This window comes from Micromonospora sp. URMC 107 (assembly GCF_051386315.1).
Lineage (GTDB): Bacteria > Actinomycetota > Actinomycetes > Mycobacteriales > Micromonosporaceae > Micromonospora.
The window spans coordinates 1-14,237 of record NZ_JBPQTK010000142.1; the positions used below are offsets into that span (position 1 = coordinate 1).

Below are 14,237 nucleotides of genomic sequence, written 5' to 3' on the forward strand. Positions count from 1 at the left end.
GCGGTCTTGCGGAAGATGTCGGTACGCATGATGGTCGGCACCTTTCGATCGGGGGTACGCGACACACGCCAAGGGGGGCGGGTGCGCCGCGGAAAGGAAAGGTCGAAAAACCAGGGGTGCGCCCTCGACGAGGGGTGGGGCGCGTCCGGGGGATGTAACGACGCGGGCCCGGCCGGCATTCCGACCGTCGACCCCGGCCGCCGAAGGGCCCGGGGGGTCACGCGCTCACGATGGTTACAACGACCCGGGCCCCCGACCCATGCCCGCCGGACCGGTGGCGCCCGCCACCGCAGACCTCGCAAACCGGACGGGCCGCCCGACCGGGTCGCCCCTAACCGGACAGGACGCCCCAACCGCACATCCGCCGGAGGCGGGGCAACTGCGACCATGGCCGGCATGGAGATCTGGAACAACCCGTCCTGCTCGAAGTGCGCCGCCGCCCGTACCGCCCTCGACGAGGCGGGGGTGGGGTACGCGGTGCGCCCGTACCTGGACCGGCCACCGAGCGCGGCGGAGCTGACCGAGGTGCTGCGCCGGCTCGACGCGCGCCCCTGGGACGTCTGCCGCACGCAGGAGCCGGCCGCGGTGGCCCTCGGCATGGCCGACTGGCCGCGCGACGAGGCGGCCGAGCCGCGCTGGATCGAGGCGATGGTGGCCGCCCCGGAGCTGATCCAGCGGCCTCTGCTGCTGCTCGACGACGGCGGCGCGCTCGTGGGACGTACCGCCGGGGCGCTGGCGGAGGCGGTGCGCCGCAGCGGCGCGACGGTCGGCACCGACGCGGACCCCGGCCCCTCGGCGACCGCGCCGTCGGACCGGCCCACGCCGGCCGGGTAGCGCGTTTCCGCACGGGCGCGGCGGGAATGCGCCGGTCACCGGCGGACGACCGGACGTCGGAGGAGGAGGATCGGATGCCGCGCCAGGGCCTGTCCACCGCCGCGCAGCGGCTAACCCCGGTCGCCGGCGCGCCCCTGTGGTGCGACGCGCGGGAGTTCGGGCTGCGCGGCGACGGCGTGACGAACGACCAGCCGGCGCTGTCGGCCCTGGTCGACCGCCTCGGCGAGGGCTACGCCGCCGACGGGCGGGCCCGGGTCATCTACTGCCCGCCGGGGATCTACTCGATCCGGGACGCCGGCACGGTCTGGCGCAGCGGGGTGTCGCTGGTCGGCGCGGGGCCGGGGGCGACGCGGTTCCTGCTCAGCAACGAGGGAAACCGGGCGGACCCGACCCCGCTGGCCTTCTGGACCACGGTGCAGCACGGTGCGAGCCGCGACCGGCACATCGCCGACTGCACCTTCGCGGACTTCGAGATCGACGGCTCCGGCGTGGCGATGGTCGAGTACAACTACCTCACCAAGGGGCTCGGCCTCCAGTACGTCGTGCGCGGCGTCTTCCGCAACCTCTACATCCATCACACCGGCGCCACCGGCCTCGGCTGCGACTTCCTCCAGGACAGCCTGATCGACGGCGTCGTGGTGGTCGGGTGCGGACGGCTGGACAACGGCGAGGAGATGGGCGGCGCGGGCATCGGCGTCGGCATCGGCGGGTGGGGCGACGTGGAGCGCCTCACCATCGCCAACTGCACCGCCGTCGGCAACGGCACGAACGGGATCTTCCTCGAACTGCAGAAGGACCACTGGACGCCGCCGCGCGGCTACCGCATCGTCGGCTGCCACAGCCAGGCGAACCGGTTCGGCATCTCCGACTGGGGCGCCGACGGCCTGATTGTCTCCGCCTGCACCCTGACCGGCAACCTGGAAGCGGGCTTCGACGTCTCCGGCAACGGCACGGCGGGCGTCGCCGGCCGGGGCGGCATCCTCAGCGACTGCGTCATCGACCGCAACGTCCGCGACGGGATCAGCATGGGCAACACGCCCGGCCCGTACACGGTGCGCGGGAACCGGATCAGCGCCAACGGGGCGTACGGCTACCATGAGCACGACCTGGGGCACGGCTACCAGGGCGCGGCGGCGGACGTGGTCGTCGACGGCAACGAGTTCTGGGACAACGGCCTGGACGCGATCCGGATCGACCGGCCGATGACCGACGCGATCGTGGTGAACAACCGGATCCGCAACAACGGCCGGCGGTGCGCCCCGGCCACCAGCGGCCGGGGCGATTCGGTGCGCTACCACCACCGGTCCGTCACCGACCTGACGGCGCACTGGCCGCACGACGGGCACCGGGGCAAGGTGGTGCGGGTCGGGTCACGCACGGCGGTCGTGGTGTCCAACACCGCCACCGACCTCGCCCTCGCCGAGGTGCGGGCGGATTCCCCGACCGGCTGGAACGAGGACACGCCGCCGCCCGGAGCGTCGTACGAACTGCCGGCGGCCCCGCCGGTCCGGGCCGGCATCACCGTCAACGCGCCGTTCGACTCGGCCACCGTGCGCGGCAACCGGATCTGGGACCACCGCGACGAGCAGACCCAGACCTACGGGCTCTGGATCACCCCGGCCGGCAGCTGCGTCTCCTGCCGGATCGAGGACAACGACCTCGCCGGCAACGCGGCCGGGGCGGTCCGGCTCGACACGCCGCCCGTCGGCGGGCGCTGGGACCGCAACCACCACGACGTCGACTGACGTCGGCGGCGCTCAGCGGGCGTCGTCGGCGGGCGTCGTCGCCTCCGCGTGCCGGTCGCGCAGCCGGGCCCGGATCTCCTCCGGGGTGTACGCCCGGCGCCGCCGTTCCGCGCGGGCGATGACCACGCCCGACGCCGCGACGCCGGCGAGTCCGGCCAGCCCGAGCACCTTCCACCACCGCATCCGTTGCCGCATCGGCCTAGGGTAGACCCCCATGAGCATCAGCCTGGACGAGGCCGTGGATCTGACCCGCACCGGCGACGTGTGGGTGTTCCGGGGCCGCAGCGTGCCCGACCGGGCCATCCAGTTGACCACCAACAGCCCGGTCAACCACGTCGGCATGGCGGTCGTGCTGGACGACATGCCACCCCTGATGTGGCACGCCGAGCTCGGCAGGTCGCTGCCGGACATGTGGACGGGCACCCACCAGCGCGGCGTGCAGCTGCACGACCTGCGCGACGCGGTCTGCGTCTGGGCCAACCGGTACGGCCAGCGGGCCTGGCTGCGCCAGCTCGACCCGCCGGTCGACGCGGAGATGGAGAAGGCGGTGCTGCAGACCGTCGCCCGCCTGGACGGCACCCCGTTCCCGTCCACCGCCCAGCTCGCCTGGCGCTGGCTGCGGGGCCGGGTCCCGGCGGTGCGGGTACCGGCCCTGCGCGGCCGCGACGGGGAGCACCCCCCTACTCCGGCGCCCGGCCGCGCCGGGACACCCGCGCCCGGCCGCGCCGGGGCCGCCGTGCGCGACCGTGCACTGGAGACGGCGTACTGCGCGGAGGTGGTGGCGGTGACCTACGAGGCGATGGGGCTGCTGCCGGCGGGGCGGCGTCCCAACTGGTACGACCCGGGCCGGTTCTGGAGCGGCGACGACCTCGGCCTCGCGGGCGGCGCCCGGCTCGGGTCCGAGATCGAGGTGCGCATCCCGCCGCGCTGAGGTTTGGCCCGCCGTCCGGCCGGCAATTGCTGTCCCCGTGAGAGCCTCGACCGATCTGGACACGCTGACCGACTTCTTCGACCGGTACGGCGTGGCGCTGACCACCGGCGACGTGCCCGCCATCGCCGGCTGTTACGCCCTGCCGGGGATGGTGGTGGCTGACACGTACAGCTTCTCGTTCACCTCGCCGGCGGCGGTGGCACTGTCCTTCGTGGGCGCGGCCCCCGACTACCAGGAGCGCGAGCTGGTCGCGGCGCACGCGGCCATCGAGGACGTGCAGCCGATGTCGGCGCTGCTGACCATGGTGACCGTGGAGTGGGAGTTCCTGGACAGCCACGGCCGGGCGGTCCCCGGCGAGCGCTACCGCTACCTGCTGCGCGCCACCGACGACGGTCCGGTCATCTGCACCGTCCTGCGCAGCGCCTGACCGCCGGCCGGACCCCGCACGCCCTCCGGCGGCGGCGACCGCGCCCGCGCCGCACCGTACGCGGCGCGCCCGGACGGTCGCACCATGTCGCCACGGGCGGCTACGCTGCCCCGGACGACCGCGGGAGGAGGGGCATGTCCGGCACGCGCCGAACATCGAGCAAGTCCTACGGCACGACCGCCATCGCGTCCTCGCCGTGGATCGTGGTGTCCGTCGGCGTCGTGGTGATGGTGGTCCTGCTGGCCATCGCGCTCGGCACCTACCGGGGGCGGGGCCCCGCGTTCGACGCGCAGCCCGGCCCGCCGCTGCCGACCGTCGGCCTGGCCGACCCGGAGCCGTCGGCGACCAGCCCGACGGCCACGCGCTCGCCCCGGGCGCCGGCCACGTCGTCCGGCCGCTCCACCGCCCGGCCCACCCCGACGCGGTCCACGCCCGAGCGCAGCAGCAGCCCGCCGTCCCCGACCCCCAGCGGGAGCGAGGAGACGGCGCTGGTCGCGCCGCCGTCGTCGTCGGCGTCCGCGCTGACCGGCCGGTACCGGGTCGTGGAGTCGTACGCGGACGGGTTCGTCGGGGAGGTGCTGGTCAGCAACACGTCGTCGGCCGGCCGGGACTGGACGGCGCGGCTGACCTTCCCGGGAGCGCGGCTGGGCAGCGCGTGGATCGAGAGCGCGCCACAGGGGACGGCGCAGCGGATCGACGACGGCTTCACCTACCGCAGCGGCGCCGACCTGCCCGCCGGCACGTCGGCCACGCTGCGGTTCTACGTCCAGGGCACGCAGAGCCGCCCGACGAGCTGCACGGTCGACGGCACCGCCTGCCGCGTCTAGCCAGCCCCTGTCCCGTACGGCCCGGCGCGGACCCGCCGGGCCGTTCCTTTTGCAAGTGCCCTGCCGTGTTACGACTTTGTTTGCAAGGTATTGCAGAACGTTTCGGCAAGAGCTAGCGTGCGGGCCAGTCAGCGACCAGAGGAAGGCGTCGATGAAACCCCCGCCGATACCGCGCAAGGCCCTGCTCGCCCTCGTCTCCCTGCTCACCCTCACCCTCGTCGGCACCCCGCTGGCGGTGCGCCAGCTCGGTGCCGACGCCCCCGACGGCACCGGCCCGCTGGTCACCACCGGGGCCGCGCAGTGGCGCACCGAGCCCTCGGCGGAGGCGCTGCTCTCCGCCGGAGGCCGCCAGGCCCGCGCCGAGCAGTTCTACTTCGTCCTGCCGGACCGGTTCGCCAACGGCGACCGGCGCAACGACACCGGCGGCCTCACCGGGGACCGCCTCTCCACCGGCCTCGACCCGGAGGACAAGGGCTTCTACCACGGCGGCGACCTCAAGGGCGTCATGGACCGGCTCGACTACATCGAGGGGCTCGGCACGACGGCCATCTGGCTCGCCCCCATCTTCAAGAACCGTCCCGTGCAGGGCACCGGGGCCGACGTCTCCGCCGGCTACCACGGCTACTGGATCACCGACTTCACCCAGGTCGACCCGCACTTCGGCACCAACGAGGACCTCAAGCGCCTGGTCGCGCTCGCCCACCGGCGGGGGATCAAGGTCTATCTCGACGTCATCGTCAACCACACCGCCGACGTCATCACGTACGCCGAGGACAAGTACAGCTACGTGGACAAGGCGACCTCCCCCTTCACCGACGCGCAGGGGCGCCCCTTCGAGGACCGCAACTACGCCGACGGCAGCCGGGGCTTCCCCAGGGTGGACACGACGTCGTTCCCGTACACCCCGACGTTCGCGAACCCGGCCGACGCGAAGGTCAAGGTCCCGGCCTGGCTGAACGACCCGACGATGTACCACAACCGGGGCGACTCCACCTTCGCCGGGGAGAACAGCGAGTACGGCGACTTCTTCGGCCTGGACGACCTGTGGACGGAGCGCCCCGAGGTGGTGCGGGGCCTGACCAAGGTCTACTCCGACTGGGTGGCGTCCACCGGCGTGGACGGCTTCCGGCTGGACACCGTCAAGCACGCCAACCTCGACTTCTGGCCGCAGTTCAGCCAGGGCATCGAGCGCGCCGCGGACCGTGCCGGCAAGAAGGACTTCTTCATGTTCGGCGAGGTCTACAGCGCCGACCCGGAGATCACCTCGACCTACGTGCGGCGCGGCGGCCTGCCGGCCACCCTCGACTTCGCCTTCCAGGAGGCGGCGCGCGGCTACACCGCCGGCGACGGCTCCGCGAAGGCGCTCGCCGACGTGTACGCCCGCGACGACCTCTACCGCGCGCGGGACACCGACGCGAGCCGGCTGACCACCTTCCTCGGCAACCACGACATGGGCCGGATCGGCTCGTTCATCGCCGGCGGCGGCACCGACCCGGCCACCCACCTGCGCCGCGACCGGCTCGCCCACGAGCTGATGTTCCTCACCCGCGGCCAGCCGGTGGTCTACTCCGGCGACGAGCAGGGCTTCACCGGCCCGGGCGGGGACAAGGACGCCCGGCAGGACATGTTCGCCTCCCGCACGCCCGACTACCTCGACGACGACCTGCTCGGCACCGACCGTACGCACGCCAGCGACCAGTTCGACCGCAGCCACCCGCTCTACCGGGCCATCGCCGAGCTGGGCGCGCTGCGCCAGGCGCACCCGGCGCTGCGTGACGGCGTGCAGGTCGGCCGCTACGCCGCCGACGGCCCCGGCGTCTTCGCGTTCTCCCGGATCGACCCGAAGCAGCGCACCGAGTACGTCGTGGCGGTGAACAACGCCGCGACCGCGCAGACTGTCACCGTGGACACCTGGTCGGCCGGCGCCACCTTCACCGGCGTGTACGGCGGATCGGCCGCCCCGGTTGCCGGCGCGGACGGCAAGCTCACGCTGACCGTGCCGCCGCTGTCGGCCGTGGTGCACCGCGCCGGCACGCCGATCGCGCTGCCCGACGCCGCGCCCCGGATCACGATCACCGCCCCGGCGCCCGGCGAGCCCGTCGCCACGAAGGCCGCCGTCACCGCCCAGGTCACCGGCGACCCGCTGGCCACCGTCACCGTCGCCGCCCGCGTGGCCGGCGGCAGGTGGACGCTGCTCGGCAGCGCCGACCGGGCCCCGTACACGGTGCACCACGACCTGACCGGGCTGGCCGGCGGCACGAAGGTGGAGTACAAGGCCGTCGTCCGCGACGGGAAGGGCCGCACCGCGAGCACCCGGTCCACCGCGACCGTAGGCACCCCGGCGCAGTCCGCCTCCCGCGACTGGGCCGTGGTGCACTACCAGCGCCCCGCCGGCGGCTACGACGACTGGAGCCTCTACGCCTGGGGCGACATCGACCCCGCGTACGCCACCGAGTGGCCCAAGGGACAGCCGTTCGCCGGGGAGGACTCCTACGGTCGGTTCGCCTGGGTCAAGCTCAAGCCGGGCGCGAAGTCGGTCGGCTTTCTGGTGGTCGACAAGGCCGGGAACAAGGACGTCGGACAGGATCGGACGATCGACGTGACGCAGACCGGCGAGGTGTGGATCAAGCAGGGCGACCCGGCGACCTATCCGAGCAGGCAGGCCGCCACCGGCGAACCCGACCCGCCGGTCTCCGACGGCACCGCCGTCATCCACTACCGCCGTGCCGACGGCAACTACGACGGCTGGGGCCTGCACCTGTGGGACGGCGCGGCCAACCCGACGGACTGGGCCACCCCGCTCGCCCCGGCCCGCGTCGACGCCTACGGCGCGGTCTTCCAGGTGCCGCTGGCCGCCGGGGCGACCGGGCTGAGCTACATCATTCACAAGGGGGACGAGAAGGACCTGCCGACCGACCAGCGGCTCGACTTCGCCAGCGCCGGCCGCGAGGTGTGGCTGCTCGCCGGCACGCCCGGCCGGCTGCTGCCGTCCACCGCGTCCGCCACCGCCCGGGACGTCGACATCACGAAGCAGAAGGCGCACTGGATCGACCGCTCCACCGTCGCCTGGCGGACCGGACCCACCGACGGCAGGACGTACGCCCTCGTCGCCGCCCCGGCCGGCGGGGTGACCGTCGCCGACGGCGACCTCGCCGGGACGTACACGACGCTGCCGTTGACCGCGCAGCGCAACGGGCTCACCGAGGCCCAGCGCGCGGCCTTCCCGCACCTGTGGGCGCACCGCGGCTTCACGCTCGACCGGCGGGACCTGGCGAAGGTCCCGGCGGCCCTGCGCGGGCAGCTCCTGGTGACCGAGCGGGACGCCGCGGGCACCCTGCTCGCCGCCACCGGTGTGCAGATCCCCGGCGTGCTCGACGACGTCTACGCCCGGGCCACCGACGCGAGGCTCGGGCCGACCTTCGCCGGCGGGGTGCCGACGCTCGCGGTCTGGGCGCCGACGGCGCGGCGGGTGTCGTTGCAGCTCTTCGACTCGCCGACCGCGACGCCGAGGACGGTGACGATGCGCCGGGACGACCGCACCGGCGTCTGGTCGGTGCGCGGCGCCCGCGACTGGACCGGCAGGTACTACCGCTACCAGGTCGAGGCGTGGCAGCCGGCGACGCAGAAGGTGGTCGCCGCCGCCGTGACCGACCCGTACTCACTGGCCCTGGCGCCCGACTCCACGCACAGCCAGATCGTGGACCTCGCCGACCCGGCGCTCGCGCCGGCTGGTTGGGCGTCGCTGCGCAAGCCAGCGGCGGTGCCGTCGACGAAGGTGCAGATCTCCGAGCTCTCCGTGCGCGACTTCTCGATCGCCGACAGCACGGTGCCGACCGAGCGGCGGGGCACCTACCTCGCCTTCACCGACCCGGGCACCGCCGGCATGCGGCACCTGAGGGCGCTCGGCGACGCCGGGGTGACCCACCTGCACCTGCTGCCCGCGTTCGACTTCGCCACGATCCCCGAGCGACGCGCCGACCAGCGGCAGCCGGCCTGCGACCTGGCCGCGCTGCCCCCGGACTCCGAGCAGCAGCAGAAGTGCGTCGCGGCCGTGGCGGACACCGACGGCTACAACTGGGGGTACGACCCGCTGCACTACACCGTGCCGGAGGGCGGCTACGCCGTCGACCCGGCCGGGGCGCGGCGCACCACCGAGTTCCGGCAGATGGTGGCCGGCGTCAACGGCGCCGGGCTGCGGGTGGTGATGGACGTCGTCTACAACCACACCTCGGCGGCGGGCGCCGACCCGAAGTCGGTGCTCGACCAGATCGTGCCCGGCTACTACCACCGGTTGCTCGACGACGGCAGCGTCGCCAACTCGACCTGCTGCGCCAACACCGCCCCCGAGCACGCCATGATGGGCAAGCTCGTGGTGGACTCGCTCGTCACCTGGGCCCGCGCGTACAAGGTGGACGGTTTCCGGTTCGACCTGATGGGCCACCACCCGAAGGCGAACATCCTGGCCGTACGCGAGGCGCTCGACGAGCTGACCGTCGCCCGCGACGGCGTGGACGGGAAGAGGATCCTGCTCTACGGCGAGGGCTGGAACTTCGGCGAGGTCGCCGACGACGCCCGGTTCGTGCAGGCCACCCAGGCCAACATGGCCGGCACCGGGATCGGCACCTTCAACGACCGGCTCCGCGACGCGGTGCGCGGGGGCGGGCCGTTCGACGCCAACCCCCGGGTGCAGGGCTTCGCCTCCGGCCTGTTCACCGATCCCAACGGCGACGCCGTGAACGGGTCCACGGCCGAGCAGCGGGCCCGCCTGCTGCACCAGCACGACCTGATCAAGGTGGGGCTCACCGGCAACCTGCGCGGGTACCGGTTCACGGACTCGTCGGGCCGGCAGGTGACCGGAGCGCAGGTCGACTACAACGGCTCGCCCGCCGGCTACACCGCCGCGCCGGGGGAGGCGGTCACCTACGTCGACGCGCACGACAACGAGATCCTGTACGACGCGCTGGCGTACAAGCTGCCGCAGGAGACCCCGGCGGCGGACCGGGCCCGGATGCAGGTGCTGGCGCTGAGCACGGTGGTGATGGGGCAGGGGCCCGGGTTCGTCACCACCGGCACCGAGCGGCTGCGCTCCAAGTCGCTGGACCGCAACTCGTACAACTCCGGCGACTGGTTCAACCAGATCCGCTGGGACTGCGCCCAGGGCAACGGCTTCGGCGCCGGCCTGCCGCCCGAGCAGGACAACCGGGACAAGTGGCCGTACGCGAAGCCGCTGCTGGCCGACCCGGCGCTGGTGCCGGACTGCGCGGCGATCAACCTGGCGGACGCCCGCTACGGCGAGCTGCTGAAGATCCGGGGCTCCTCGCCGGTCTTCGGGCTGACCACGGCGGAGCAGGTGCAGAAGCGGGTCGCCTTCCCCCTCTCCGGCGCGGCGGAGACCCCCGGCGTGCTCACCATGACGCTCGACGGCCGAGGCCTCGACGGGCGGTGGAAGTCGGTGACGGTGGTCTTCAACGCCACCGCCGAGACGGCGCAGCAGCGGCTGACCGGGCTGCGCGGGGCGGACGTCGCGCTGCACCCGGTGCTGCGGACCTCGGCCGACGAGACGCTGCGCACGGCCTCGTTCGACCGGGCCAGCGGCACGTTCACCGTGCCGGCCCGCAGCGTGGCGGTCTTCGTCCAGCAGTAGGTGTCACACGTGTCCGGCCCCCTTCCGCCGAGCGGAAGGGGGCCGGACCGTCCCTGGCGTCAGCCGACGCCGTTGCGGCCGATGTCGCGTGACTGTCGTCAGTTGGCGCAGCCGGGGACGTTGGTGCAGTTGCGGGGTTCGTTCTTCTTGATGATGGTCTTGTTGTCGAGGTTGACGGTGGCGTTGTTGGCGTTGAAGATGCCGCCCGCGCCGGCGGTTTCGGCGGCGAAGTTGCCGACGATCTTGCTGTTGCGGATGGTGAGGACGGCGTTGTTGTCGTTGTAGATGGCGCCGCCCTGTTCGGCGTGGTTGCCCTTGAACTCGCTGTCGTAGAGGTTCAGGGTGTCGCCGTTGAACAGGCCGCCGCCGTTGTCGCCGGCGGTGTTGTCGGCGAAGAGGGTGTGCTTGATGGTGGCGATGTTGTCGCTGTCGTGGAAGACGCCGCCGCCGTCGTCGGTGGCCTTGTTTCCGGCGATGATGACGTGTTCCAGCAGCATGGTGGAGTCGCCGTCGTTGTAGATGCCGCCGCCGTTGTCGCAGGCGGTGTTGTGGGCGATCTTGGTGCGGGTGACGGTGAGGCGGGCGTCGTCGTCGCTGTGGATGCCGCCGCCGTCGTTGCTGGACTTGTTGTTGGTGATCTGGCTGTAGGCGATGGTGGTGATGCCGTTGTCGCGGTTGGCGATGCCGCCGCCGTCGCCGCCGCTGTTGCCGGTGCCGGTGGCGGTGTTGTTGTCGATGCGGGAGTCGTGGACGGTCAGTTCGCCTTCGTTGTAGATGGCGCCGCCGTTGCCGCCGTTCTCGCCGTTGCCGCGGGCGTGGTTGTCGGCGAGGGTGCTGTCGTGGATCTCGACCTCGCCGAGGTTGTAGATGGCGCCGCCGTTGCCGCCGTTGCCGGTGCCGGTGGCCCGGTTGTCGACCAGCTTGGTGTGCTTGAGGGTGGCCTCGCCGCCTTCCTGCACGAGCAGGGCGCCGCCGTTGGCGCGGCTGGGCAGCTGCGGTGGGGCGGTCACCTGGCCGCCCTTGAGGGTGAGGTCCTTCAGGGTCAGTTCACCGCCGGAGGCGACCTCGAAGAACCGGAACAACTCGGTGCCGTCGTGGAAGAACGTCGAGTTGTTGCCCAGGATGGTGATGCGCTGGTCGATGACGGGGAAGGCGTTGTTGGCGGTCTGCTCGGTGAACTTGTAGGTGCAGTCCTTGGCCAGCTTGAACGCTCCGCCGTTGTCCTCGTTGGCCCTGTTGACCGCCTCGATGAGCACGTCGGTGTCGCACGGCAGTTCCTTGGCGTCCCTGCCGTCGCGACCGTCCTTGCCGTCCTTGCCGTCGCGGCCGTCCTTGCCCTTCTTGCCCTGCCAGTCCTTGCCGTCCTTGCCCTGCCAGTCGTCCTGGCCACCGCGGGCGTCCTGCCCCTCCTGGCCCTTGCCGGTCTCGCCCGCACGGTCGTCGCGGCCGGCGGCGTCGTCCCTGGCGACCTGCTCGGCCGTGGACCACTTCAGGTCGGCGAGCCGGTCGACCCCGACGGCGCCCGCGCTGCTCGCGGCGGTGACGCCGGCGAGGCTGACCACGCCGGTCAACCCGGCGACGCCGGTGGCGAGCCACAGCTTGCGCCGGCTCTTCGGCGCGGTGCTCTCGGCGTTCTTGCGAAGGTAGTTGGACATCGGAGCTCTCTGCTCTCTCCTCGTACCAGACAGGGCGGCTCCGCCACCGCGGGCTGCCCTGGCTACAAATCGGTTGTAGCTACTGAGGCCCACCGTATGAGAATCTTCTTCTCTTCACGGTCATATCCGAAAGGAACCCACGTTAGGGGTAACACGGACCAAGGGGGGATGGTCCGGACGGCGAGGAGTGTGGCCCCGCAGTCGTGCCGAACCGGCGGCTTACGCCACGTGTCACCTCAACCGGTCCGGAAACCCACCACGGGCACCGCGGCAGCAGCGGGTCGTCTCGACCGGTCTGGAAACCCGCCACGGGCCGGCGCCCGTGCCAGCAGCCTTCGAGGCGGGATCGTGCCCGGACGGGCGCCCGCACGGAAGGGATCCCTTCCCCCGGACCAAAGGGGGAAGGGATCCCTTCGTTATGTGGTGGTTCAGTTGGCGCAGCCGGGGACGTTGGTGCAGTTGCGGGGTTCGTTCTTCTTGATGATGGTCTTGTTGTCGAGGTTGACGGTGGCGTTGTTGGCGTTGAAGATGCCGCCCGCGCCGGCGGTTTCGGCGGCGAAGTTGCCGACGATCTTGCTGTTGCGGATGGTGAGGACGGCGTTGTTGTCGTTGTAGATGGCGCCGCCCTGTTCGGCGTGGTTGCCCTTGAACTCGCTGTCGTAGAGGTTCAGGGTGTCGCCGTTGAACAGGCCGCCGCCGTTGTCGCCGGCGGTGTTGTCGGCGAAGAGGGTGTGCTTGATGGTGGCGATGTTGTCGCTGTCGTGGAAGACGCCGCCGCCGTCGTCGGTGGCCTTGTTTCCGGCGATGATGACGTGTTCCAGCAGCATGGTGGAGTCGCCGTCGTTGTAGATGCCGCCGCCGTTGTCGCAGGCGGTGTTGTGGGCGATCTTGGTGCGGGTGACGGTGAGGCGGGCGTCGTCGTCGCTGTGGATGCCGCCGCCGTCGTTGCTGGACTTGTTGTTGGTGATCTGGCTGTAGGCGATGGTGGTGATGCCGTTGTCGCGGTTGGCGATGCCGCCGCCGTCGCCGCCGCTGTTGCCGGTGCCGGTGGCGGTGTTGTTGTCGATGCGGGAGTCGTGGACGGTCAGTTCGCCTTCGTTGTAGATGGCGCCGCCGTTGCCGCCGTTCTCGCCGTTGCCGCGGGCGTGGTTGTCGGCGAGGGTGCTGTCGTGGATCTCGACCTCGCCGAGGTTGTAGATGGCGCCGCCGTTGCCGCCGTTGCCGGTGCCGGTGGCCCGGTTGTCGACCAGCTTGGTGTGCTTGAGGGTGGCCTCGCCGCCTTCCTGCACGAGCAGGGCGCCGCCGTTGGCGCGGCTGGGCAGCTGCGGTGGGGCGGTCACCTGGCCGCCCTTGAGGGTGAGGTCCTTCAGGGTCAGTTCACCGCCGGAGGCGACCTCGAAGAACCGGAACAACTCGGTGCCGTCGTGGAAGAACGTCGAGTTGTTGCCCAGGATGGTGATGCGCTGGTCGATGACGGGGAAGGCGTTGTTGGCGGTCTGCTCGGTGAACTTGTAGGTGCAGTCCTTGGCCAGCTTGAACGCTCCGCCGTTGTCCTCGTTGGCCCTGTTGACCGCCTCGATGAGCACGTCGGTGTCGCACGGCAGTTCCTTGGCGTCCCTGCCGTCGCGACCGTCCTTGCCGTCCTTGCCGTCGCGGCCGTCCTTGCCCTTCTTGCCCTGCCAGTCCTTGCCGTCCTTGCCCTGCCAGTCCTTGTCCTGCCAGTCGTCCTGGCCACCGCGGGCGTCCTGGCCGCCGTTCTTGTCGTCATCCTCGCCGGAGCCCGGGTCGGCCGTGTCGGCGTCGCTGACGTGCTGCTTCGGGGCTGACGACTGCGCGTCCGAGAGCCGGTCCACGCCGCCGGACTTGTCGTCGCGAGCGGCCAGGCCGCCCAGTGCCGCCAGGCCGACCACGCCGGTCAGTCCGGCGACGCCCGCAGCCACCCAGAGTTTGCGCCGCCCTCGGGTCGGTGCGCCCGTGGGGGCGCCACCGTCGGGAGTCGTTACGTCGTTGGACATCAGAGCCTTCCGCCCTTTCCTGCTGCCAGACGGGGTCGCACCACCCGAAGCGGCGCGACCAGCTACAAATGGGTTTGCAGCCTCTGATAGCCACCGTATGAGAAGGTTCCTCGCAAGAGGTGCGAATCCGAGAAAACCCCGCATACCCCTCAGGCGGGG

Annotated in this window: 9 protein-coding genes; 6 read left to right on the plus strand and 3 right to left on the minus strand. The window is 72.0% G+C overall.

Annotated elements, in window-relative coordinates; all coding sequences use genetic code 11:
- Positions 1–396 precede the first annotated feature (396 nt).
- A complete protein-coding gene (locus tag ACSNN9_RS24300; protein ID WP_436675546.1) occupies positions 397–834 on the plus strand; it encodes an ArsC/Spx/MgsR family protein in 438 nt (145 codons plus the stop codon).
- Positions 835–908: 74 nt separating this feature from the next.
- Positions 909–2,579: a right-handed parallel beta-helix repeat-containing protein gene (locus ACSNN9_RS24305; protein WP_436675547.1), complete on the plus strand. Its 1,671-nt coding sequence runs from the start codon at positions 909–911 to the stop codon at positions 2,577–2,579.
- Positions 2,580–2,591: 12 nt separating this feature from the next.
- Here ACSNN9_RS24305 and ACSNN9_RS24310 read toward each other — a convergent pair whose 3' ends face one another.
- Positions 2,592–2,774, minus strand: a complete 183-nt coding sequence (locus tag ACSNN9_RS24310) for a hypothetical protein (RefSeq protein WP_357879638.1) — start codon at positions 2,772–2,774, stop codon at positions 2,592–2,594.
- Between the two features lie 19 nt (positions 2,775–2,793).
- Between ACSNN9_RS24310 and ACSNN9_RS24315 the strand changes: the two genes are divergently transcribed.
- From ACSNN9_RS24315 to pulA, 4 genes are all read left to right on the plus strand, one after another.
- The gene (locus ACSNN9_RS24315) at positions 2,794–3,510 is read left to right on the plus strand and encodes a hypothetical protein (RefSeq protein ID WP_436675548.1); all 717 of its coding nucleotides are present in this window, start codon (positions 2,794–2,796) and stop codon (positions 3,508–3,510) included.
- A gap of 37 nt (positions 3,511–3,547) precedes the next feature.
- Entirely contained in the window at positions 3,548–3,937 is a 390-nt protein-coding gene (locus ACSNN9_RS24320; RefSeq protein ID WP_436675549.1) for a hypothetical protein, read from the plus strand.
- Between the two features lie 134 nt (positions 3,938–4,071).
- Positions 4,072–4,764: a cellulose binding domain-containing protein gene (locus ACSNN9_RS24325; protein WP_436675550.1), complete on the plus strand. Its 693-nt coding sequence runs from the start codon at positions 4,072–4,074 to the stop codon at positions 4,762–4,764.
- Positions 4,765–4,915: 151 nt separating this feature from the next.
- Positions 4,916–10,408, plus strand: coding sequence for a pullulanase-type alpha-1,6-glucosidase (gene pulA, locus ACSNN9_RS24330; RefSeq protein ID WP_436675551.1), 5,493 nt, complete (start codon positions 4,916–4,918; stop codon positions 10,406–10,408).
- A gap of 98 nt (positions 10,409–10,506) precedes the next feature.
- Here pulA and ACSNN9_RS24335 read toward each other — a convergent pair whose 3' ends face one another.
- Positions 10,507–12,063 (minus strand): hypothetical protein, encoded by a 1,557-nt coding sequence (locus ACSNN9_RS24335; protein ID WP_436675552.1) that lies wholly within the window; start codon positions 12,061–12,063, stop codon positions 10,507–10,509.
- A 428-nt stretch (positions 12,064–12,491) separates the two neighbouring features.
- The gene (locus ACSNN9_RS24340) at positions 12,492–14,078 is read right to left on the minus strand and encodes a hypothetical protein (RefSeq protein ID WP_436675553.1); all 1,587 of its coding nucleotides are present in this window, start codon (positions 14,076–14,078) and stop codon (positions 12,492–12,494) included.
- Positions 14,079–14,237: the final 159 nt, after the last annotated feature.